The sequence below is a fragment of the Flavobacteriaceae bacterium genome (assembly GCA_014075215.1).
GTDB lineage: Bacteria > Bacteroidota > Bacteroidia > Flavobacteriales > Flavobacteriaceae > Polaribacter.
On sequence record CP046177.1, the window covers coordinates 1,372,370 to 1,396,257 of the forward strand.

Annotated in this window: 16 protein-coding genes and 4 pseudogenes; 9 read left to right on the plus strand and 11 right to left on the minus strand. The window is 33.0% G+C overall.

Going from position 1 to position 23,888, the window contains the following annotated elements:
- On the plus strand, positions 1–1,137 hold the full coding sequence (locus tag GKR88_06920; protein QMU64050.1) for an aminotransferase class I/II-fold pyridoxal phosphate-dependent enzyme: 1,137 nt from the start codon (positions 1–3) through the stop codon (positions 1,135–1,137).
- A 405-nt stretch (positions 1,138–1,542) separates the two neighbouring features.
- Here the strand turns inward: GKR88_06920 and GKR88_06925 are convergent, their stop codons facing one another.
- The 4 genes from GKR88_06925 to GKR88_06940 all read right to left on the minus strand — a co-directional run bounded on the left by GKR88_06925 (position 1,543) and on the right by GKR88_06940 (position 7,569).
- Entirely contained in the window at positions 1,543–3,927 is a 2,385-nt protein-coding gene (locus GKR88_06925; protein ID QMU64051.1) for a polysaccharide biosynthesis tyrosine autokinase, read from the minus strand.
- A 4-nt stretch (positions 3,928–3,931) separates the two neighbouring features.
- The gene (locus tag GKR88_06930) at positions 3,932–4,738 is read right to left on the minus strand and encodes a polysaccharide export protein (protein ID QMU64052.1); all 807 of its coding nucleotides are present in this window, start codon (positions 4,736–4,738) and stop codon (positions 3,932–3,934) included.
- A gap of 8 nt (positions 4,739–4,746) precedes the next feature.
- Positions 4,747–6,648 (minus strand): NAD-dependent epimerase/dehydratase family protein, encoded by a 1,902-nt coding sequence (locus GKR88_06935; protein QMU64053.1) that lies wholly within the window; start codon positions 6,646–6,648, stop codon positions 4,747–4,749.
- Between the two features lie 180 nt (positions 6,649–6,828).
- Positions 6,829–7,569, minus strand: coding sequence for a histidinol phosphatase (locus GKR88_06940; protein QMU66660.1), 741 nt, complete (start codon positions 7,567–7,569; stop codon positions 6,829–6,831).
- Between the two features lie 124 nt (positions 7,570–7,693).
- On the opposite strand from GKR88_06940, the gene GKR88_06945 reads away from it, so the two are divergent.
- On the plus strand, positions 7,694–8,545 hold the full coding sequence (locus GKR88_06945) for an N-acetylglucosamine kinase (protein QMU64054.1): 852 nt from the start codon (positions 7,694–7,696) through the stop codon (positions 8,543–8,545).
- Here the strand turns inward: GKR88_06945 and murF are convergent.
- Together murF and gldJ are read right to left on the minus strand one after the other, a co-directional pair.
- Positions 8,538–9,794, minus strand: a complete 1,257-nt coding sequence (gene murF, locus GKR88_06950) for a UDP-N-acetylmuramoyl-tripeptide--D-alanyl-D-alanine ligase (GenBank protein QMU66661.1) — start codon at positions 9,792–9,794, stop codon at positions 8,538–8,540. The genes GKR88_06945 and murF overlap by 8 nt on opposite strands.
- A gap of 72 nt (positions 9,795–9,866) precedes the next feature.
- Positions 9,867–11,549 (minus strand): gliding motility lipoprotein GldJ, encoded by a 1,683-nt coding sequence (gene gldJ / locus GKR88_06955; protein QMU64055.1) that lies wholly within the window; start codon positions 11,547–11,549, stop codon positions 9,867–9,869.
- 301 nt (positions 11,550–11,850) lie between these two features.
- Here gldJ and porU point away from each other — a divergent pair, with 301 nt between their 5' ends.
- The 3 genes from porU (at position 11,851) to cdd (ending at position 17,106) form a co-directional block, all read left to right on the plus strand.
- Positions 11,851–15,243, plus strand: a complete 3,393-nt coding sequence (gene porU / locus GKR88_06960; GenBank protein QMU64056.1) for a type IX secretion system sortase PorU — start codon at positions 11,851–11,853, stop codon at positions 15,241–15,243.
- 44 nt (positions 15,244–15,287) lie between these two features.
- The gene (gene porV, locus GKR88_06965) at positions 15,288–16,424 is read left to right on the plus strand and encodes a type IX secretion system outer membrane channel protein PorV (GenBank protein ID QMU64057.1); all 1,137 of its coding nucleotides are present in this window, start codon (positions 15,288–15,290) and stop codon (positions 16,422–16,424) included.
- A 199-nt stretch (positions 16,425–16,623) separates the two neighbouring features.
- Positions 16,624–17,106 carry a cytidine deaminase gene (gene cdd / locus GKR88_06970; GenBank protein ID QMU64058.1) on the plus strand — a complete coding sequence of 161 codons (483 nt, stop codon included), beginning with the start codon at positions 16,624–16,626 and terminating at the stop codon, positions 17,104–17,106.
- Between the two features lie 32 nt (positions 17,107–17,138).
- On the opposite strand, the pseudogene GKR88_06975 reads toward cdd, so the two are convergent.
- The 5 genes and pseudogenes from GKR88_06975 to GKR88_06995 all read right to left on the minus strand — a co-directional run bounded on the left by GKR88_06975 (position 17,139) and on the right by GKR88_06995 (position 20,333).
- Positions 17,139–17,369, minus strand: a pseudogene (locus GKR88_06975) (DUF839 domain-containing protein).
- A gap of 151 nt (positions 17,370–17,520) precedes the next feature.
- Positions 17,521–18,931 (minus strand): annotated as a pseudogene (locus GKR88_06980) (DUF839 domain-containing protein).
- A gap of 116 nt (positions 18,932–19,047) precedes the next feature.
- Positions 19,048–19,407, minus strand: a pseudogene (locus tag GKR88_06985) (GTP cyclohydrolase I FolE).
- Positions 19,408–19,613: 206 nt separating this feature from the next.
- A pseudogene (locus GKR88_06990) lies at positions 19,614–19,936 on the minus strand (GTP cyclohydrolase I FolE).
- A complete protein-coding gene (locus tag GKR88_06995; GenBank protein QMU64059.1) occupies positions 19,929–20,333 on the minus strand; it encodes a MerC family mercury resistance protein in 405 nt (134 codons plus the stop codon). The pseudogene GKR88_06990 and the gene GKR88_06995 overlap by 8 nt, the downstream one beginning before the upstream one ends.
- Before the next feature lie 82 nt (positions 20,334–20,415).
- Between GKR88_06995 and GKR88_07000 the strand changes: the two genes are divergently transcribed.
- From GKR88_07000 to GKR88_07015, 4 genes are all read left to right on the plus strand, one after another.
- Positions 20,416–20,793, plus strand: a complete 378-nt coding sequence (locus GKR88_07000) for a transcriptional regulator (protein QMU64060.1) — start codon at positions 20,416–20,418, stop codon at positions 20,791–20,793.
- 97 nt (positions 20,794–20,890) lie between these two features.
- Entirely contained in the window at positions 20,891–21,691 is an 801-nt protein-coding gene (locus GKR88_07005) for an SDR family NAD(P)-dependent oxidoreductase (GenBank protein ID QMU64061.1), read from the plus strand.
- A 702-nt stretch (positions 21,692–22,393) separates the two neighbouring features.
- On the plus strand, positions 22,394–23,458 hold the full coding sequence (locus GKR88_07010) for a ketoacyl-ACP synthase III (GenBank protein ID QMU64062.1): 1,065 nt from the start codon (positions 22,394–22,396) through the stop codon (positions 23,456–23,458).
- Positions 23,459–23,728: 270 nt separating this feature from the next.
- Positions 23,729–23,872: a hypothetical protein gene (locus GKR88_07015; protein QMU64063.1), complete on the plus strand. Its 144-nt coding sequence runs from the start codon at positions 23,729–23,731 to the stop codon at positions 23,870–23,872.
- Positions 23,873–23,888: the final 16 nt, after the last annotated feature.

Below are 23,888 nucleotides of genomic sequence, written 5' to 3' on the forward strand. Positions count from 1 at the left end.
ATGAAACCCAAAATCTGGTTATCATCGCCTCATATGGGAGGGAATGAATTAAAATATATAGAAGAGGCATTTAAAACAAATTGGCTAGCTCCCTTAGGACCTAATGTCTCAGGATTTGAAAGCGACTTGGAAAGATATATAGGCCAAAAATCAAATATAGCTTGCTTGTCTTCGGGAACAGCAGCAATACACCTAGCCCTTATACTATCGGGAGTTGAAAGAGGTGATGATGTACTATGTCAAAGTTTTACATTTTCTGCATCAGCCAATCCAATTGTTTATCAAGGAGCCAATCCGGTTTTTATTGATAGTGAACCGGAGACATGGAATATGTGTCCGGAGTATTTGGAAATTGCTATAGAAGATAAAATTGCAAAAGGAAAAAAACCAAAAGCTGTTATTCTTGTTCACCTCTATGGAATGCCAGCTAAAATAGATGAAATACAAAAGGTAACAAATAAATATAATATTGCTCTTATAGAAGATGCAGCAGAAGCTCTGGGTTCAACTTATAAGGGTAGAAGGTGTGGGACCTTTGGGGATTTTGGAATTCTATCATTCAATGGAAATAAAATTATCACTACTTCAGGCGGCGGAGCTTTGGTTTGCAAAACCATTGAAGAAAAAAACCAAGCTATTTTTCTATCCACTCAAGCCAGAGACAATGCACCGCATTACCAACATTCTGTAATTGGTTACAACTATAGAATGAGCAATATAGTTGCAGGAATTGGAAGAGGTCAAATGGAGGTTCTAGATAAACATATAGCATTAAGAAAAAACAATAACAAGTTTTATAAGCAGCTTTTTAGAAGTATTGATGGAGTATATGTATTTTCTGAGCCAAATCGAGATTATTTTTCTAACTACTGGTTAAGTTGTATGATTATAGATGAAAAAAAGACCGGATTCAATAGGAAAGAAGTTCGACTTGCATTGGATAAAGAAAATATAGAATCCAGGCCTTTATGGAAGCCCATGCATTTACAACCTATTTTTAAAAATGCTGACTATTACGGTAATAATGTTGCAGAAAAACTATTTGAAAATGGTTTGTGCCTACCTTCTGGTTCAAATTTAACAAAAGAAGAAAAAGACCGGATTTTAAAAGGGTTATTTCCCTTCCTATCTAAATAGAGGAGAATTTCATCATAATCTAAGCATTAGTCATAAACCTCAATTGAGGAAAAATGTGGACACATAGGTGAAAATTTGGTTATAGTCTAGGTGCAACTTTTTATACCGTTTAAATTTTGAAAGTTCCAAGTTTAAAGTTTATGAAATGCCTTGTTATACTATTTCTGACTTAAATTTACCCACTAACAATGGCCCTTTTTCGCTTATGCTTCAAAATAAAATTAAACCGTAGCCCTGCTATGTTTACCTTTTCTTTTTTACCTAATCAAAAAATGGCTGTTCTTTATTTGAGTAAATTTAAAGTCTAAATGGTATTATTACTGAAAAAAAAGTATTATTTTTTCGGGTAAAATCAAAGTACAAATGGTATTATATGCTAGATTATAACAATTTATTTTGATTTAGTTATATTTTAAATATTCTCTTATACCAAGGTTCTTTTACTGTTAAATACCCGTATCCGTAACCTCCATACCCATAACCCCCATATCCATAACTACGCCTTGGGTTTGTATCATTAAGGACAATCGCCATATTTGGAAATTTCTTTTTATTATATAATTCTTGGGGGACGATTAATAGTCTTTTATCCAGATAATTAGCTCTTACTACATACATAAACATGTCTGCATATTTACCTATTAGCAGTGTATCAGTTACTAAATTGACCGGAGCGGTATCTACGATTACTATATCATACTCTTCTTTAACAATTGTAAATAAATTTTCTACTCTTTCAGTCATTAATAATTCTGCCGGATTGGGAGGAATAACACCGGATGCGATAATATCTAAATCTTTAATTTTTGGAACTGAGAAAATCAATTCGTCCAAATTCAAATTTTCATCCGTAATATAATTTGTAATTCCCTTTCTATCCGGAATTTCTAAATATTCCTTTACTTTGGGTGCTCTTAAATCCATTCCTATTAGTAACACCTTCTTTTTGGATAATGCTAAAGTAGCAGCTAAATTAAGTGAGATAAATGATTTTCCTTCACCGTTTATTGTAGAAGTAACAAAAATAGTTTTGCTTTGTTTTCTATTACTAGCCAACATAAAATCTAAATTTGTTCGGATTAAGCGGAAAGCCTCAGCTGTACCGGAACGCACATTATTCCCAACAACAATTTTTTCTTTACTACTAGTAGATTTCGGTACATCGCCTATAAATGGTATTGATATTTCTGATTCAATATCCTGTTTATTGTGAATTTTAGTATCTAATAAATCTAAGAGATATATGATTATAAAAGGGATTAACAATCCTAACAACAGAGCTATCATATAGATCATTTTTCTATTAGGATAAACAGATGAATTGGTACCGTATGCACTGTCAATAATTTTAGCATTGGGTACTGTTACAGCTAAAGAAATATCTATTTCTTCTTTTTTTCTTAGCAAATATTGATACAAGCTACTGATAATTTCTTGTTGCCTGGCTATGTCTATAAAACCCTGTTCTTTTGACGGGAAGGCTCTGACTCTATCGAGAACTTTAGATTGTTCTTTATTTAGCTCATTAATTTGGTTTTTTAAAGAATTAGATACATTAGCTAAGCTCCCTATTAAACTTGATTTTAAGCTTTCTTTGTTATTCTCCAATTGAATCAAAACCGGATTCCTTTCTCCTGCATTTCTTCTGGTTTTTTTTATTTGAAGAACCAGATTATTGTAATTAGCAATAGCTGATGTTGCCCCTTCATCCTTAAGACCTAAGCTAGCAGGTAAAATCTCATTTTTCTCTGACTCTTTTTTTAAAACGTTCTCAATTTCTTCTGCCCAACTTAAATTAATTTTAGCTTCTGTAATTTTTTGATTGGTTTCTCTTAAAGATTCAAAAGCCAATTGAGCTACGGATGTAAGCCCTGAAAAATCTTTATTTGTTTTAAAATCTTTTACTTCTTTATCAATAATATATAGATCGTTTTCAACTTTCTCTAGCCTGTGACTTATAAACTCTTTGGTTTTTTCAGATACTTGGTTTTTATCATTTATGGCATCTGTATTGTATTGCTTAACCAACTCGTCAATGATATCTTCTGCTTTCTCTTTAACAGGATCTTCTAATGCTAGTATTAATACACTCGAATTTTTATTTACAGGGTAAATATTTACCCTGGATCGATATCTGTCTACGATTCTGTATTTTGGCGATATTCTTACAATAACTTCTGAGTGAAACCTTCTTTTTGATTTATTTTTCAGTAATTTGAATATTCCTAATTTATTATTTACAATTTCACCAAATGTATGTGATGATGTTACTTCCCCATTTAAATTAATAAACTCGTAACTTAAATCATTAATAATTTTAATATTAATTACAGTATCTTTTCTTTGAAACCGAGAGTTCTTTTCTATAAAGTCAATTTTAACCGGAGAAGAATTTTTGTATACTTCACTTTCTATTACTCTGCCTGTAACATAGTAATTCACATCCAGTTCAAGCATATCTACAACTTTCCCAACAATTTTTCTGGATTTTAAAATTTCAATTTCATTATCCGGATTATTTGCTGATGCTCCACCAACAATTCCCAAATCTTTAAATGCTTCTAATTCCGTAGACAGCCCTGATTTTTTATTATCCTTAATTAAAATTGATGCTGAAGCACTATATAAAGGTGTGACATATCTTAAATACAAAAATGCTATTCCTAATGATAAAATTCCTCCAAGGAAAAACCACTTCCAATGGCTTACATATTTTTCAATTTCAACACGAATATTCAAGCTGTCATCTTTATCAAAAGAATTTGCAATGTGATGTTGATTATCTTGCATTTGACTATCTTGTTAAAAAAACAGTAATTAAAGAAATAATAATAGAACCTAATGATATAAACAGACTTGTGTTTTGATTAGTCGCTGCTGATTGCGCTTTGGCTTTATTCGGATCTACATATATAACATCATTTTGTTGGAGATAATATACAGGTGAGGTAAATGTATTACTGGACAATAAATCTATTGTATAAAAATTCTTTTTACCATTTTCTTCTCTCGTTAAAAGAATATTACTTCTTTCTCCCGAAATATTCAAATCACCTGCTAACCCAATTGCTTCAAGTACGGTTATCCTTTCATTAGGTACTGTATATGTTCCGGGAGTTCTAACATCTCCTAAAACAGTTATTTTGAAATTTGTTATTTTAATATTTATAGTGGGGTTTTTCACATAATCTGGGTCTAGCTTCTTTTTAAACAAAAGAATCGCTTCTTCTCTGGTAAGCCCGCCAATTTTGAGTTTTCCTAGAACAGGAAAATTAATTTCACCTTTTGAATCAATTAAATAGGTTTGTTGCTGGCTAGCTCCACTAGTACTACTGGTAGCAGAAAAAGCAATTGCCGCTAAATTAAAAGGCTTAACGGCATCTATATCTAACGCTGATATCGTGATCTGCAAGAGATCATCTGGCTTGAAGATAGTTTTGTAATTGTTAGATACCTTAGATTGATCTATTGTGTCGTTTTGAAAATAGGTAATCTTTTTTTTGGACACACAAGAAACAGCTATAAAAAAAAATAGACTTAGACAAAAATATATTTTTTTCATTAAATACTTTGAATATATAATATAACCACGAAAATACATTATTCAAATTAATCCAAAGAAACTTTAGTATCCAATTTTTCGTATATCGAATTATTGGATATAAATTCCGGAGCAATTGCTTTCATTAACAGTACGTTATTATGATTGCTATTATAATTATTTTCTTTACAAAGTTTTTCTATATTAAATTTAGTATCCGGACAATTTATTTCTTTTGCCTTAGCTATCATGATTTTTTCATGGTAAGTAGGTTTTGTCTTTTCCTCATCAGAAAGCAATTCTTCATATAGTTTTTCTCCCGGCCTTAATCCTGTTACTTTAATATCAATATCTTCAGGATAACGCAATCCCGATAATTGAATCATTTTTTTAGCAATATCATATATTTTAACTGCTTTACCCATGTCAAATATATATATATCCCCTCCTTTGCCCATAGTTCCGGCTTCTAAAACCAAACTACAAGCTTCAGGGATTGTCATAAAATATCTGGTAATTTCTTTATGTGTCAGTGTCAACGGACCGCCATTTAAAATTTGCTTTTTAAACAAAGGAATAACCGAGCCGTTAGACCCTAAAACATTTCCAAATCTTGTGGTAGTATACCTGGTTTTTTTACTACTCTTACTCAAACAACTAATGTATAGCTCAGCAATTCTTTTAGAAGCTCCCATAATATTTGTTGGATTCACTGCTTTATCCGTAGAAATCATTACAAACCTATCTACCTTATATTTAAGAGATAAGTCAGCGATAATTTTAGTTCCAAAAACATTTGTTTTAATAGCTTCATATGGATTATCTTCCATAAGAGGGACATGTTTATAAGCAGCAGCGTGAAAAACTTTTTGAGGCCGATACATCTCAAAAATTTCATCCATTCTATTTTCTTCACAAATAGTAGCAACAATACTAATGATATTAATTTTTAACTCTTTTAATTCTTGCTGTAAGTCGTATAAAGAAGATTCAGCCTGATCTAAAAGAATTAATTGTTTACACCTATAATTAGCCAGTTGCCTGGTAATTTCCGAACCAATAGATCCTGCAGCACCGGTTATTAAAACTTTTTTGCCATTAACCTCTCTTTCTACAACCGGATTAATGATTTTAATAGGTGCTCTATCTAATAAGTCTTCAATTCTGATTTGCTTAATTTGACTTATTTCTAAATCGCCCCCAATCCATTTTGCCAATGGAGGAACAATTTTAATTTCCAAGCCTTTTTCTATAAGCGAATTTGTGATTTCTAAAAGATTATTAGAACTTATATTTTGAATCGAAATAATAACCTCTTTCAAACTATTTCTCGTAATAAAAGATTCATTTATTTCACTTGGTTGGTAAATTTTTACCTGATTAATTTTTTTTCCTCTTTTATTTTCATCATCATCTATAAAACCAACTACATTATAATTTGCAGCTCTGGATTTCCTAATTGCCCCATAGGTGATCATTCCTGAATCTCCGGCTCCGTAGATAAGTACATTAATAGTATCTATAAATTTGTTAGAGATCATCTCATACAGTGCTTTAAAAATAAATCTGGATAATATTAGCACAAAGATATTTATCAAGTAATGAATAATGACCACCGAAATCGGAGGCATGTAATTTTCAAAAATATTAAAAATTCTGGCAAAAAGAACGACGCCTAAGGTAATAGTAGATATTAATAAAGTCCCTATAAGAACATTATAAGCATCTCTTGTACCGGTACGCCTTATAATTCCTTTATAGGATCCGACAGCTAAAAATGAGGTCAGGCTGAAGATGGTAATAAATGGTATTTGGTATGCTAATTTTTCTTTATCGAAGTTAAAAGTAGCATCAAATCGAATGAAATAAGCAAATATAAAAGATAGTACAACCAAAATAAGATCAATAATGAGTACCACCCATTTTGATGAATGTTTATTTAGCTTTGTCAGTAAGAAATTTCTAACCATTCGGCCGGTTGTATGGCTCAAATGTACATTTTTTTTCTCACTCGGAATACCTTTATCAAGCTAATTGAAAATGAAGCACCTCAAAAAATAATTAATGGTACAAGTCCGCAATAAGAATTAAATAAGTTATTCCTGAATGTATCCAAAAAATCAAGATGAGTTCTATAAAAGAGTTTTAAATCAATTGCTAAAAAACTTGGAATTATTAGTCAATAATAGCTTCAGTTTTTTCTTATTTTTCTCTGTTACAATCAATTTCAAAAGCTTGAGATGTTTAGAGTGATGTATATCTGTTCCAACAAAATCATACAATCCTAATTTGAGCAACTTTTCACATGCTTTTCGGATATCCTTCCCATAATGGTCAGTCAGTGACAAGAAATTTAACTGAAACAAACAACCTGCTTTCTTGAGTTTATAGTAGTTATTTACATCACTGTGAAAAAAAACGTATCGCTCAGGATGTGCTAAAACAGGTTTGTATCCTTTTATATGGATATCAAAAAGTATTTCATACAGGTTTATAGGCGGACTAAAAAAAGACATTTCAACTAAGATGTAATTATCTTTTAAAGTAAGAATGTCATTATTCTGTAGCCTGATAGAAAACTGCTCATCCAACATATACTCAGCAGCAGCTCTAAAAGAAATATCATAAAACCCTCTATTTTTTAATTCAGTTTGTACCTCCTTAAGCTTGCTTTTAATAACTTTTGTAGCATTTGGATACAAATCACCTAAAACATGCGGAGTAGTAATAAAATTTTTAATTCCGTAAGAAGACATTCCGGAGATGAGCTCCATAGCGTCATTTATATCTTCCGCACCGTCATCTACACTCGGAAGAAGGTGAGAATGTATATCTACAAATGTATCATCAAACAGATGAGTAACAGGAAGTATTTTCTTTTTAAAAAACACAAAATAAATTTTACACAAATTTACATTTTTTAAAAATTTTCAAACGAAAACGATTGAGAAAATTTAATTTATTGTACATCAGAAAAGGTTATGATATATTTGACTAATTTTTAAATAAATAGCGATGATACTAATTGCAGACGGAGGCTCTACAAAAGCTGATTGGATTGCCTTGGACAAATCAAAAAATGAAGTGTTCAGAGTACGCACTTTGGGTTTAAATCCGGCCGTCGTTTCTCAGGAAGAACTTACCAATAGAATAGTGAATATGTTCCAGCTGGTTAATATTAAGGAAGAAGTTGAAGAGATTCATTTTTATGGAGCGGGTTGCGGAACCCTCAAACCGGTTGCCATCCTCAAAGAAGTGATGGAATCCATTTTTACGAACGCAAAAATATCAATTTCGGAAGATATGTTGGCGGCAGTGTATGCCACTTCAGGTAGTAAACCGGCAATAGTTTGCATTTTGGGAACCGGCTCTAACAGTTGTTATTTTGACGGTAAGGAAATGCACATGAAATTTCCTTCACTAGGCTATAGCTTGATGGATGAAGCCAGTGGAAATTATTTTGGAAAACAATTAATTCGTGATTATTACTATGAAAAAATGCCTGAAAAAATTGCTTTGGTATTTGAAAAGCAGTATAACTTAGAAGCAGACTTTATTAAGTTTAATCTGTATCGACAGCCAAACCCTAATATGTATTTAGCAACTTTTGCAAAATTTATGTTTGAGTTTAAGGAAGATAAATACGTTAAGAAGGTTATTAAAAAAGGATTTCAAGAATTTTTTAGATACCGAATTTTACCATTACAGTCCGAAAGAAAAGTACCGGTTTATTTTATAGGATCTATCGCTTTTTATTTTAGTGATATTTTGGAAAAAATCGCCAAAAAAAATAATTTGGAAATTGCAGGTGTCATTCAAAGGCCTATAGATAATTTACTCGAATTTCATAAAAAGCACATTAATTAAAAATAGTTAATAACCTTTCTAAAGCCATCCCTCTGGAACCTTTTATTAATATTGTTGCATTATTGATAGGGTTATTGGTAATATGATTTTTTAGATCAGCATAAAATTTGAATTTATAGGTAGAGGTTCGGGTTTTAAAATAATGTTCACCTACCAAATAAATATGTTTGAAATTAAGAGCGATAGCCAAATCAGCCATTTTTTGATGCTCAAAAGTAGCCTCTTTACCAAGTTCAAACATATCTCCTAAAATTAATACTTTTTTATCTGCATTTAGAGATCGAAAGCTTTGCAAGGCCGCTTCAACACTTGTAGGGTTTGCATTATAAGCATCTAAAATGATGGTATTTGTAGAAGTTTTAATCATTTGAGACCTGTTATTTGCCGGAATATAGGATGCTATGGCATCTTTTATATCTAAATGAGTTACTCCAAAATACTGCCCGACTGAAATAGCACAGGAAATATTGCTAAAATTGTAAGCCCCTGTAAGGTGTGTTTTTATACTCAAATCATCAATGGCTACCTCCAGAAAAGGATGAGAAGTAATGAGTCGAATGCGCTCTGAAAAAAATATAGTATCCATATCTTGAGTCAATACAACCTGTTTGGCATCATTTTGATTTACAAAAGCTTTTTTATGATAATTTTTGAGATACTTATACAATTCGGATTTTCCTTTAATAACACCTTCAACTCCGCCGAACCCCTCTAAATGTGCTTTTCCAAAATTGGTTATATACCCGTAATCAGGCTGTGCTACAGTACAAAGAAATTCAATCTCTTTTAGATGATTTGCCCCCATTTCTACAATACCAAACTCGGTTTCCTTATGAAAAGATAAAATAGTCAGCGGAACTCCAATGTGATTATTGAGATTACCCTTCGTAGCAGTAGTTTTAAATTTTTTACTCAACGCACAATTGATAAGTTCTTTTGTAGTGGTTTTACCATTACTACCCGTCAATCCGATAATTGGAAATGTAATGTGTTCTCGATGATATTTAGCTAATTCTTGTAGCGTAGATAGTACATTATCAACAAGAATGATAGCATTATTTGTCACATACTTTTTTTCATCTACTATGCTATAGTTAGCCCCTTTTTTCAGAGCTTCTTCAGCAAAAGTATTTCCGTTAAAATTCTCACCCTTTAAGGCAAAATAGATACTGTTTTTTCTAATTTTCCGAGTATCGGTATCAACTTTATAATGCTGAGTATATAAAGCGTATAAATTTTCTATAGTCATCTGATAAATATAAAAAAACCTCATTGGAGAACAACGAGGTTTTACCGGAACTCATTTTAAAGTTCTGTAATTTTATCTTGCCGGATTCCTGGCTCTTCTTTTTTTGTATGATAAAGGTCCGACAACGTCAGTTGCGCACCTAAACCCAATATCGTAAGTAGCCATATATTCTAACATAAATCTTCTTTGAGAAGGATCTAACCAATATTCACGATCATTCCAAGATCCGCCTTTATACACTCTGGACTCGTCACTAATAAGAGTATAGCGTTTTGCATCATCATATTTTGCAATCATCTGTCCTGTTACGGAATCTATTTTTATCTCCGGCTTAAGAGGAGAGTTATACATTCTTGGCCGGCTAAGTATATCCTGGCCATTTAAATCATAATCTTTAGATGAAAATTCATCACCATCGTTTTTACTTAGATTATCGGCAGAACTGTAATCTCTACTAAAATAAGCATCTTCTTTGGTAATAGGTATGTATTTAATTGTTCCCGGAATCTCATTAGGGACAATTTTTCCGTTTGGTAAAGTGTCATAGGATATTTTTGGAGTGCCTTCTCCTCCTACAAATACAACTTTACCGTCTTTATCAATAAATCTCTTTGTATAATAATTTCCTCTGAAATAGTTAAAATCATTAGCTTCGCTATCAATAATTTGTCTGTATACATCAGATACCCATTCGGAAACATTACCCGACATATCATATAAGCCAAACGCATTTGGAGGGTAAGATTTCACTTTGATAGGAATGTCCGAACCATCGGAACTCCAACCGGCAACGCCACTATAATCTCCATTACCTTGTTTAAAATTAGCTAGTTGATCTCCTTTGTATCTCGTAGACTTATCTCTGGTATACCTACCGTTCCAGGCATATTTTTTTCTACCCCTTACAATATTATATTCTCTGTTTTCTATAGTAGCCTTTGCAGCATACTCCCATTCCGCTTCAGTGGGTAATCTAAACTTTTGAGTAAGAATTCCGTCAAAAGAAGTTACCTGCCTTCCTGTGAAAGATCCTTTTTTAGGTCTTGACTCTCCCTTTTTTCTTATTTTCTTAACAGGCAACCCTTTTTTATATACTGCAGAATCTCCGTTAAATAATGCATAAGGATCTTCTAGATACACATCGGTATCAAAAAAATTTCGAATGGTATCCGTAGCTAAAACATTGCTTAATACCCCTTTATCAATAAGTATTTTCATATTGACCGCATTTGTTCTCCACTTACAATATTGTGCAGCTTGTAGCCAACTCACACCTACTACGGGATAATCTTTATATGCAGGATGCCTTAGGTAGTTTTCAATTAACAATTCCGTATTACCTAAACTTTTTCTCCACACTAAAGTATCTGGTAATGCTGCTTTGTAAACATGTTTGTATTGCTCTTCTTCCGGAGGGAAAACCTGTCTGATAACCTGTAAGTATAAATGGTATTCTTCATTGGTTACTTCCGCCTCGTCCAAATAAAACGAACGAACATGCATTTGTCTTGGAGTAGTATTCCAATCAAACATCACATCATCTTGCACCTGACCCATTGTAAATGTACCCCCTTCTATGGCAACCATACCGTCAGGAGTTTTTTGGCCTTTAAAAGAACCTCCGTTTAAGTAATTACCATATTTCGGATCATTAAAATTCCAACCTGTCAAGGAAGACTTACTTTTACTCTGATTACAGCTGGCTACCAGTGTAACTATCGTTAAAAAAACAGTAACTTTTAATAGGTTTTTCATATTCTATTTAAAAATAATAGGGTTCTTATTCAGCCTCGCAATTTACAACAAAAATAAAATTAAACAATAACATTTAAACTTTTTAATAACCTGATGATTACTCACCGATTTTACTATCTAACGATGCTATTTGAATTTTAGTATACCTGACATCATATAGATTAAAATATTTATTTTTAATTTTCGTTATTTGATATGTCGAACTCATTGTAAAATGAATTAGAACAATTTTTGATACCAACAAAAGCTATTTCATAGTAAATTATATCTGATAGATGAAAAAACAATTAAACTTAAATAGATGAAAGAAAGATTACTATTGGGTATTATTTTTTTAATAACATCGGCTGTATATTCTCAAAATTCGGATAGTGTATTGTCACAGGGAAACTGGTATAAATTCTCAGTAGATACGACAGGCGTATTTAGAATAGATAGAAATTTACTGGCACAAATAGGCGTTTCTCTCAATAATTTGGACCCCAGGAAAATACATATTTACGGCAACGGAGGAAACCTGTTACCCGAACGAAACAGCGATTTCAGATACGATTCCCTACAAGAAAATGCTATTTATGTAGCAGGAGAAGCCGATGGAGTTTTTGACAATACCGATTATATATTGTTTTATGCAAAAGGACCCCATGACTGGGTAGTAAACCCTGCCTCTAACTCAGCCGCACACAGGCAAAATATCTATTCTGATAAAGCATATTACTTTATTAAAGTCGATGATACGGACGGAAAAAGAATCACTACTGCAACCCCTGTAACCGAACCGACCACACTGCAAGTAACTACTTTTGATGACTATATTTTTTACGAAAAAGAAAATGTAAATTTATTTGCAATCGGAAGACAATGGTTCGGAGAAGACTTTAATGTAGAGCATGAGCGAACTTTTGTCATTCCCTTTCCAAATGTGGTTCAAAATGAAAGCATAACGGTAAAAGTAAGAGGTGTTGCCGCATCAGCCCTGGCTTCTTCCATGGATGTAAGCGTAAATGGCCAGAATGTATATAGCTTAAATTATGCACCGGTCTCGGGTTTGACATTAGCGCGTGCAGGAGACAGAACAACTACCATTGCGAATACAAACGAAAATATATCGGTTACGATTACCTATAATAATAACGGAAACCCCTCTGCAAGAGCGTATTTGGATTATATAGAAATTAAAGGAAAAAAGAATTTAATCGCAAATCAACAACAATTTGCCTTTAGAAGCTTTGATGCTGCAAATGCCGGTGGTAATGTCGTAGAATATCAAATTAACAACGCTGCAAATATTTTTCAAATTTGGGATGTATCGGACCACATCAACCCGAGAATGATAGAAAACCAATCTGCGGCAACAAATTTTACATTTAAAGAAAATGGCGGCCTGCTCAAGGAATATATATTGTTAAATCAATCCGATTTCTATACACCCGAAGCCGTAACTAATGGAAATATTGCCAACCAGAATTTACATGCATTACAGGATATTAACTATTTGATCATAACCAATAGTGAACTTTCTTCCGAGGCGCAGAGATTGGCCAGTTATCATGAAACCAATTCTAATTATACGACAAAAGTAGTACTGTTAGACGAAATATATAACGAATTTTCATCGGGCTCAAAAGACATCACGGGAATTAGAGATTTTATAAAAAGACTTTACGATACGAATACAGCCGCAGATAAAAAATTAAAATACGTATGCTTTTTTGGAGATAGCTCTTATGACTACAAAGACAGGATTGTAAATAATAATAATATAGTACCGGTTTATGAGGCTATAGAGAGTTTTAATTTAGCTACCTCCTATGTATCGGATGATTTCTTTGCAATGTTAGATCCAAATGAAGGTACTATGGTCAGTGCACATACCGTAGATATAGCCACAGGTAGAATTCCGGTAACTACCATACAGGAAGCCAGAGAGGCAGTAAATAAAATAATCAGCTACTACGGACAACAATCTTTGGGAGACTGGAGAAATGTGATCACTCTGCTTTCCGACGATATTGATGCCAATTCGGATATAGCAATACAATCAGGTGTAGAAAAAATTGCAGATTCCATAAAGAGATACAAACCCGTATTTAATGTTAATAAGATATATGCAGATGCATTTACTCAGCAAACATCTTCCGGAGGCGAAAGATACCCCGATGTAAACCTTGCCATTACAAACAGCTTTGAGAAAGGTACTTTATTACTCGATTATTTTGGACATGGAGGAGAAGACGGATTTGCTTCGGAAAGAATTCTGGACAGGCCGCAAATTCAATCATTTTTAAATGAAAATACACTTCCTTTACTCATTACCATTACATGCGAATTTACAAGGTTTGACAACCCGAACAGAGAAACAGCAGGAGAATTGACCTTTAAAAATAGCCAAGGAGGGGCAGTAAGTATGATAACCACCACCAGAGAGGTCTTTATCACTGTGGGACAGAATTTTAATGAAGATTTAATTCGTATTTTACTGGAATTTGAAGGTGAAGACCTGACCATTGCAGAAGCTTTGGCAAAAACAAAAAATGAATTTACTTCAAGCGAACAGAAATTCTTTATTTATTATTTGGGAGACCCGGCAATGAAATTAGCCATTCCATCATCAAATATTCTCATTACCAAAATGAATGGAATAGATGTTTCTCAATCTTTGGATACACTAAAAGCACTGTCAAGAGTACGTTTTGAAGGAATCGTTACGGACAATACCAATACGGTTCTACCAAATTTTAACGGCACATTATCTACAACGGTATATGATAAACCCGTAGATAAAAGAACACTGGATAATGATGGTTTTGGGATATCTGTCACTTTTGATTCGCAGGAAAGCAAACTATTTACAGGAAAGGCAAGCGTAGAAAATGGCGTATTTAATTTTGATTTTATTGTGCCCAAGGATATTAGGATAGCTTACGGAAAAGGGAAATTGAGTTTTTATGCTACTGACCAGCAAATTGACAAAGCAGGATATAACCTGGATGTTGTGGTGGGCGGGATTAATGAAAATGCCCCTGCTGACAATACAGGCCCCGAAATACAATTGTTTATGAATGACGAATCGTTTATAGATGGCGGAAATACAAATACTTCGCCCAATTTAATCGCATTATTATCAGATGAAAGCGGAATCAATACATCTATCACGTCAGTAGATCACGATATTGTGGCTATTTTAGACGGAGATGAATCCAACCCTATCATATTAAACGACTTTTATGAAACGGAATTAAATGATTTTACCAAAGGAAGAGTTACCCACAGGTTAAGAAATTTGACAGTAGGCCCACATACCCTGAAATTAAAAGCATGGGATACCTACAATAATTCTTCGGAAGCAACGTTGAACTTCGTAGTAGTAAGCGATGCTATTTTAAATTTGGAGAATGTGTTAAACTACCCAAACCCTTTTGTCAATTACACGGAGTTTTGGTTCAATCATAACAAACCTAATGAACCTTTAGAAGTTCAGGTACAAGTGTTTACAGTTTCCGGAAAATTGGTAAAAACCATTAATCAAAGTGTACAAACTACAGGACACCTCTCAAGAAATATTACCTGGAATGGTTTAGACGATTTTGGAAACAAAATTGGAAAAGGAGTGTATATATACAAACTTATGGTCAGATCAACCATTAGTAATCTGGTTTCCCAGAAATACGAAAAATTAGTCATACTGCAATAAATAAATTATTTGGATATTTGTAAAAATGAAACAAAACTAAAAATATGAGAACATTAGGATTTTATCTGATCATTGGGGCTTTATTCTTGTCAAAAGCAAGTGCACAAACAACCAATGCGATTACAACCGCAACGCCCTTTTTATTAATTGTACCTGACGCCAGGGCCGGTGGAATGGGAGATGTAGGAGTATCTACATCTGCAGACGCAAACTCATTATTTCACAACCCTTCTAAAATTGCTTTTAGTTCAAGACAAATACAAATTGGTTTCAATTATTCTCCTTGGCTGCGTAACTTGACAGATGATATTTTTATTGGAGGTGCTTCATATATTAACAGATTTAGCGAAAATGCTGCCTGGGGGGGCGAGTTTAGATATTTCTCTCTGGGGCAGGTAGATTTAACAGATAACCAGGGAAATCCTACCGGAACTATTAATCCTAATGAACTCACCATATCCGGAACGTATGCCCTAAAGTTAAGTGAGACATTCTCTATGGGGGTAAGTTTAAGGTACTTTAGATCCAATTTGGCATTCACGGGAACTACATCTAACATACAACCTATCAATTCTTTCGGCGTAGATGTTTCCGGGTACTATCAGTCGGAAGAAGAAAACTACGGGACGTTTAACGGGCGTTACAGGTTCGGATTCAATATAGCAAATATAGGCCCCAAAGTTTCTTACGTACCGGGGCAAGAAGATTTTATACCAACCAACCTTAAATTAGGCAGTGGTTTTGATTTTATTTTAGATGATTATAATTTGATTGGTGTAAATGTAGAGTTTACCAAGCTATTAGTACCCACACCTCCTACCAGAGATAGTACAGGAGCTATTATAGCCGGTCAGGACGATAATGTGGGGTGGGTATCGGGAATCTTTCAATCTTTTGGAGATGCCCCGGGAGGTTTTAGTGAAGAGTTAAAAGAAATTACCTACGCTTTGGGAGCCGAATATCTATATAACAATGCATTTGCTCTGAGAGCAGGATATTTTCATGAAAGCGAAGTAAAAGGAAACCGCCAATACTATACATTAGGAGCCGGTTTTAAAACCAATGCATTGAATATAGATTTATCCTATTTAATTAATGCTTCCGATGTAAACAACCCGTTAGAAAACTCATTGCGCTTTTCATTGTCTTTTGACTTAGGAGAAATTTATGAAGATTATTAATACTTTCGAGATTTCTTAATGAACTCATTTAAACTGTATTTTTAGGAAAAATAAAAGTTAAGATGGCGTAAGAAGAATTATGAAAACATTATGGAAATCTTTCAATTTTTTAATAATCCATTGAATATTTATCCACACTATCAGGAGTAGTAAAGGATAATCAACAAATGAAAAAGTATAAACGAGTTCAACGTATGGAATGAAAAAAATGACCATATCTCCGCCTGCTATTATTTACGATGAACTTTTCGAACTATCGGGACAAGAGCGAAATTTATTAACAGAAGCATTAAAAGCGACTAAAAAAGCCTATGCTCCTTATTCAAAATTTAAAGTAGGAACTGCATTGTTATTAGAAAATAATCAAATCATAACAGGAAGCAATCAAGAAAACGCAGCATACCCTTCCGGGATGTGTGCGGAAAGGGTGGCTGTATGGAAAGCAGGCACTGATTATCCTAATATAAAAATTAAAAAAATAGCCATTACAGCTACTTCATTAAATACAGCTGTAAATAAGCCTGTTAGCCCTTGCGGAGGTTGCAGGCAAACGCTGTTAGAATATGAAATAAATCAAAAAGAACCTATAGCAGTACTCTTTAGAGGAGAGACGGGCAAGATTGTAAAAGTCGCATCTGTAGCTTCATTACTTCCTTTTTCATTTGACGCATCTTTTCTGTAAGGTTATGTTTCATAGGTACTTGATGTATGTACTTATAACATATTGTTCATCTTCTCAATTAAATCTCCTGTTATGGCAACAACAGAAGGCTTGGGAATATTATCTTTATCAAGAGGCCAACGACTTGTTGGATTGTTTATATCTTTTGTTTGTTCGCCCGGATGTTGAACACTTAAAAATAAAGTTTTTCCGTCCGGTGAAAACCATGGCCCCGTGAGCTCGGCATCTCTTGGTGCTGATGCTACCCGAATTACCTTCCCTGCTATCTGAGAATTACAAATAAGCTATTGAGACCTTTGCAGAATTGATTTGACAAAAAAGTTCGACGCCCGAAGAAAATTTTGAACCGGAGTAACCTGACGGTTTTGAGGATTTAAAATTTTCGAGAAGGAAGAAATTTGAAGTCAAATCAATTCAAATACGGAATGTATCACTATTTTGCAAAGGTCTCCTATTGTTTTTAAATGGTAGATAAGGACTATTTTCTTTGTTCATTTTACTACCTGACATATCTGAAGTTATCCACAGGTTTCCAGCCAAGTCAAAAGCTAGATTATCAGGACAAGAAAAACCATTTTCTTCACCGCCAGCTTTGTATGTAGAAGCTTTAAAGGCCAGTGTATCAAAAGCTTTGCCTGTTTCTTCAATTTTTAAAATAGATACATGATAATCCTCCTTATCAGTATTATTTGTTGATGACACAAAGATATTTCCTGTTATAGGGTCTATTTCAATATCTTCAGGGCGATTTAATGGTGTAGCACCTAATAATTTTGCAGTGTCTCTTGTTCTGATTAGCACTTCGGTCTGGTCTTTGAATTTATTTTTCAAAACCGGTTGACTTTTCCAATCTAAAGCTACCCACTTTCCATTAATAATATCAGCTACGTATAATGTACCTTCTTTTAAAGATTATGGTTTGGAAGAAATGAATTTATATAAATACTCATCATTTTTATCATCTCCTGTATAAGCTACTATCCTCTTATCATTTAATTCATATAATGTACAACATTCGTGGGCAAATCTTCCCAAAGCAATATGCTTTTGTGCTGTTCCATCTTTTGGATTTACTTCTACTACCCAACCGTAATGTTCAGGCGGATAGTTATAGAATTTTTCCCAACCGTAATAGTAACTGGGTATATGCTTCGGTTGATTATTTTCGTCATAAACTGTTTCGCCATAAAAGCCATCGTAATTTTCCTCACAAGTTAAAAATGTATTCCATGGTGTAATTCCGCCCGAACAATTAGCAAGGGTACTCATTACAGTATTTTTTCCATGTATTGGTGTATCCCAATTGAGTTGAATAGGCGTTTGAGCTGTTATTCGCCTGTTGTGCGGGTCATTTTTGACTACTGTCTATTTTCCGTTTTCTTCTTTAATACGTACAATGCTTCCTCCTACATTATAACATTTCTTTATCCACCTGTGATTTGGTTCGTTTTAATTTAGGGTTTCTAAAGTCATAATCTGAAACAAATAGAGGGTTTACATATTCGTGATTTACCCACAATAAGCCATCTTTGGGATTGTTTTTATCAAAAGGAATAAAACAAGTGAAATCATTATTAAAACCAAAAGTATCTTGATCGCTAATCTTATCGCCCCATTTTACAACTACGTGATAACCCAAACCGTTTACCAGCTGTAAGTCATCTTTGCTGGAAGGTGATAAGTTTTGTAAAACGAGGTCTTTCAATTGTTGTAACCGCTCGTTGGATAGTGTACCTTTACAACCCATCAAAAGAGATGGTGCTATTACGACTCCTAAACTAGCTTTTCCTAAAAAAGAAATGAACTTTCTTCTACTGTATTCCATTGGTTCTTAGTTCAAATAATGCTTCTCTAAACAAAGTAAATCAGGATAAATATTTACTAAACTGTCGTTATATCTATTATAAATTTTACTATAGGTTACAGGGAGTTTTTTATCAATCATTTTTCTATTTTTTGATTGTTTACAATGTTCAAAAACTCTTTTCGAATAGTTTCATTTTGAAAACATCCACCGTATTCTAAGGTGGTAGTAAAGCTATTTTGATCTTTTTTAATTCCTCTTGATGAAACACATAAATGCTTAGCAACAACCATAACAATTACATCTTTTGTTTCTAATACATTTTGTAAATCTTTAATGATTTGTAAAGACAACCGTTCCTGAACTTATAGACGATGTGCATAGTAATCTACTAAGCGATTTATTTTTGATAACCCAATGACTTTTTCTTTAGGTAAATAAGCAATGTGCACATAGCCTATTATAGGCAAAAAATGATGCTCACAAGCTGAATCAATCAGGGCAAACGCATTAAACTTTTATGAATATATCAGTAAAACTAATTTTTCATTAAAGAATTGACATTTAATAATGGATTTTATTCGTAATTTTTTAAACTTACCTTTAATGATTATTCATTTTTTTGAAAATAATTACAGGTTAACTTGGATCAAAAAATCATAAAGTATTGATTAAAAACATGTTAACTTTAATGCGTTTACCCTGCTGAATCAATAGTAATATTTTGTTCAACCAGCATTTTTTTGTAACCATACTTATTCTCGAAAGTAGAAAGTGTTGGTTTGTTTTTTGGGTTTAAGCCGTAAAAGAGTTTTTTACATACATTTTAGCAAAACGATATGGTGTTCCGGAAAGACTATCGTCCGATAAATCGAGCCCTAACTCTTCCGTAATTTTTCCAAAATGATGTTGAATCGTTTTTATTTTTTCATCATCCGATTTTTTAAAGGCATCAGAACGTAATGGAGTTTCTACACTTGTAGGAATATGGTTATCGTCAATTATTTCAATCTGGTTTTTATTCATTTTTGGTACAACAATTATCTGTTTTACATTGGCAATAATTCAAATTATATATATGCAATCCTGCCAATGTAAACGCTGTGCAATAAGTAGCAATTTCCGTTATAGAAGCCCATTGCATTTTTTCATTAATAATTAGAATAAATAGTATGGCCCAACTTGTCCATAAAGCATATTTCATAAAATTTTTGGATGTGGTTTGGGCAGAGCGATATATGGCAAAAAACGAAATTGTTAAGAAAAAATAATCTAAACTTTTCCACCAAACAGGTGTTGTCTTACAATGACTTATTGAGCAACTATGAACCAAAAAGAGTAAGGGTGTAGCTAAACAGTGTACTACACAAAGTACACTCGCTAAAGTTCCAAAAGTATCAGGACTATTTAAGGTTAATTTCACTCGTATTTTAAATTAATGCAAGTAAGTTGCAAATATAATAATTAAATTTGTTATTACAACCAAGTTGTAATAAATTTGTACTATGGGAATCATTAGAAAAACACAATCGGTAGCAATGTTGTTGAATGAGTTTCAAAATGAAACAAGTGCCATTTCTGTTATTGAACTCATAAAAAGACTCAATTCAAAGGTAAACAAAACTACTATATACCGTGTGTTGGATAAATTAGAAGATGATGGTGTTTTACACTCATTTTTAGGTACTAATGGCATTAAATGGTATGCAAAATGTAAGGATTGTTCAAAGTTTGAACATACTGATATACATCCTCATTTTCAATGTGTTGATTGTGGTAAAATTGATTGCTTATCTGTTGAAGTGCATATTCCTGAAATTCCTAATCGGGAAGTAACAGCCTCACAAATATTAATTCAAGGAAAATGCGAAATGTGTTTTTAACACAAAAAATGTTATTTGTAAAGTGAATAGTACAAGAAAAGTTTTTACCTTTCCCGTCATCAAAAGATGGCAATATTGTAAGGTTTTACTATAAAGAATTCTCAATAAGAGCTTAATAGCTAAAAACATAATTTTAATAACAAAAAGTTCACAATTGAAAAACAAAATCTCTATTAAAAAAACAATTGCCTTAGTAAGTGGCGCAAATCGTGGTATTGGTAAGGCTATTACCGAAGAATTATTAAACAATGGTGCTGTAAAAGTTTATGCTGGCGGAAGAAAACCCGAAAGCCTTGCTGGTTTAAAAGAACAATATGGTGACAGGTTAATCCCGGTGCAACTAGATGTAACCAGTGAGACTTCAATAAGAGCTGTAGTTCAAGAGGCATCAGATGTTAATGTATTAATTAACAATGCCGGTGTTTTGATTACGGGTAACTACAAAGCAGAAAATATGCTGGAAACAATGTTACAGAATTTTGAGGTAAATGTATTAGGTGTTGCCCGATTAACACAAGCTTTTTTGCCAATTATTGAAAAAAATGATAACGCAGCTATTGCCACCGTTTCGTCTGTAGTAGGATTAGGAAACATGCCTGTTGCCAATGGATACTCAGCATCTAAAGCAGCTGTGCATAGTATGATTCAAGGTTTACGTGGCGAATTATCAGATTCACCAGTTTTAGTTGTAGGTATTTATCCTGGGCCTATTGATACGGATATGACCAAAGATTTTGAAGGTGTGCCTAAAGACACACCGGAATTATTAGCTAAGAATGTTGTAGAGCAACTTGCTAAGGGCGAGGAAGATATTTTCCCGGACAGTATGTCCGCGCAAGTAAAGCAAGCCTATTTTGCATCACCAAAGGAAGTTGAAAAACAGTTTGCTGGGTTTTAAATAAACTAATTTTTTAATCCCTTAAACTAAAAAGGTCGTCTAAAAATTACTTTTTGGACGACCTTATGAAAGTTTTTCATTTTATAAATTTTTGAGCTGATTTATTTCTTAAACTCTTACCGGCAAACTGAAAAAATACAATTGTACTAATAAGAACAGGTACTACTAAGTTTGGTCAAACATCGTTTTTGACTCTATTTTTATAACTGCATTTTGGTAATCCCGGATAGTTTTTATGCGAACTTTTTCTGTAAATACCGAATGTGTATTGTAATCTTCTCGAAAAAAGTCGGATTATAAACCTCACTTATACTTGGCTCTAGTTTGAAATAGTGTTGATAAATATGAGTTTTCCATTCTTTTTATTGAATTTTGCCTCAAAATTAAATCCAAAAGATATTCAAAACCTGGTAACATCAAGGGATTAAGATATAATACCTAATTTAAACTAGAGCCTTTTTTAATTTGCTGAATTGCTGTTTTCTGAATGTTTTAAAAGAGTTAGGTAAACTTTTATAAAGCTTTCAAACCTTACAACTGTACGATTATCATATTCTCAAATATGAAGTAGAAATCTATTAATATATTAACATTATTGAAAATAATTTAATATATTAATAAAAATTTTAAAAATATCATAAAAAATATAGGTTTAGAGCATTAAAACTTGTTCTTTTGCCATTACCAATACAAATTAAATATATGTATTCATCAGTAATTACAGGAACAGGTACACATATACCGTCTGTAAAAAAAGAAAACGAAAAATTTAGCAGTCATCGTTTCTTAAATTCAGACGGCTCCGATTTCGAAAGTACCAATGAGGTGATTATAGATAAATTTAAAACCATTACAGGAATAGAAGAAAGGAGATATGCAAAAGATGAATATAATGCTTCGGATTTAGGATATTTTGCCTCTTTAAAAGCGATTGAAAATGCCGGAGTTCACCCGGAAGAATTAGATTATATCATACTGGCACATAATTTTGGAGATGTTAGAAATAAAACCATTCAAAGCGATATTCTGCCTAGTTTGGCGACCAGGGTAAAGTATAGATTGGGGATAAAAAATCCCAATTGTGTTGCTTACGATATTTTGTTTGGATGCCCGGGATGGGTAGAAGGTGTTATACAAGCGAATGCTTTTATACAAAGTGGCATTGCAAAAAAAGCATTGATTATAGGAGCAGAAATGCTATCAAGAGTTTTAGACAAGCACGACAGGGATTCCATGATATACAGCGATGGAGCCGGTGCATGTATTTTGGAAGCGAAAGAAGGTGAAACATCCGGTATCATTAGCCATGCCTCACAAACATTTGCCAAAGAAGAAGCATACCATTTATTTTTTGGAAATTCTTTTGATAAAAAAGAAGACCCGGATGTGCGCTATATAAAAATGCACGGGCGCAAAATTTATGAATTTGCTTTAAATAACGTTCCCAATGCTATGAAAATGGCTTTGGATAAAAGTGATGTCTCCATAGATGAAGTAAAGAAAGTATTTATTCATCAAGCCAATGAAAAAATGGATGAAGCCATTATCAAGCGTTTCTTTAGATTGTATAAAAAACCAATTCCCGAAGGAATTATGCCTATGAGTATTCATAAATTAGGCAATAGTTCGGTAGCTACCGTTCCAACGTTGTTAGATTTAGTATTGAAAAATAAAATTGAAGGAAAGAGAGTAGAAAAAGGAGATGTCGTTATTTTAGCTTCTGTAGGAGCAGGAATGAATATCAATGCTATAGTATACAGGTATTAATATTACTTACGTGTTTTTTACACAAATTTGTCCTTTAGTATTCATTTTGGTATTAGACTGAAAATATAGCCAAACCAATACGAAAGCTACCATTTAAAAACCTGTTAACGCTAGAACCAAGAATCATGACTGTCTTAATTCCAGTAGCGTAGCGATCTTGTTTTAAAATGTATCAACAGATTTTATTTATGCCAAGTTATTTTGATTTAGCCCTTATGACCATTCTCTAAAAAAATGATAATCTTTTAAAGAATGGTCAAAAAGATCATATTGAACTCATTTAAACTTTTTGGATTTAAGCGAAAATTAGAAGTTTTTAGGGCTGTTGAAGGATTTTTTGAGTTGCATAGCAGCGCTACGGAAGGGAAAAAAGACAAAAACAGAGCGGAAAACAGTAATTTTTTAGCAAATTGAAAAAGTTTAAATGAAT

Bases quoted from the DNA above. Each gene is read 5' to 3' on its own strand.
- GKR88_06920 (QMU64050.1), top strand. From the start codon at position 1: ATGAAACCCAAAATCTGGTTATCATCGCCTCATATGGGAGGGAATGAA.
- GKR88_06925 (QMU64051.1), bottom strand. From the start codon at position 3,927: ATGCAAGATAATCAACATCACATTGCAAATTCTTTTGATAAAGATGAC.
- GKR88_06930 (QMU64052.1), bottom strand. From the start codon at position 4,738: ATGTATTTTCGTGGTTATATTATATATTCAAAGTATTTAATGAAAAAA.
- GKR88_06935 (QMU64053.1), bottom strand. From the start codon at position 6,648: ATGGTTAGAAATTTCTTACTGACAAAGCTAAATAAACATTCATCAAAA.
- GKR88_06945 (QMU64054.1), top strand. From the start codon at position 7,694: ATGATACTAATTGCAGACGGAGGCTCTACAAAAGCTGATTGGATTGCC.
- murF (QMU66661.1), bottom strand. From the start codon at position 9,794: ATGACTATAGAAAATTTATACGCTTTATATACTCAGCATTATAAAGTT.
- gldJ (QMU64055.1), bottom strand. From the start codon at position 11,549: ATGAAAAACCTATTAAAAGTTACTGTTTTTTTAACGATAGTTACACTG.
- porU (QMU64056.1), top strand. From the start codon at position 11,851: ATGAAAGAAAGATTACTATTGGGTATTATTTTTTTAATAACATCGGCT.
- porV (QMU64057.1), top strand. From the start codon at position 15,288: ATGAGAACATTAGGATTTTATCTGATCATTGGGGCTTTATTCTTGTCA.
- cdd (QMU64058.1), top strand. From the start codon at position 16,624: ATGAAAAAAATGACCATATCTCCGCCTGCTATTATTTACGATGAACTT.
- GKR88_07000 (QMU64060.1), top strand. From the start codon at position 20,416: ATGGGAATCATTAGAAAAACACAATCGGTAGCAATGTTGTTGAATGAG.
- GKR88_07010 (QMU64062.1), top strand. From the start codon at position 22,394: ATGTATTCATCAGTAATTACAGGAACAGGTACACATATACCGTCTGTA.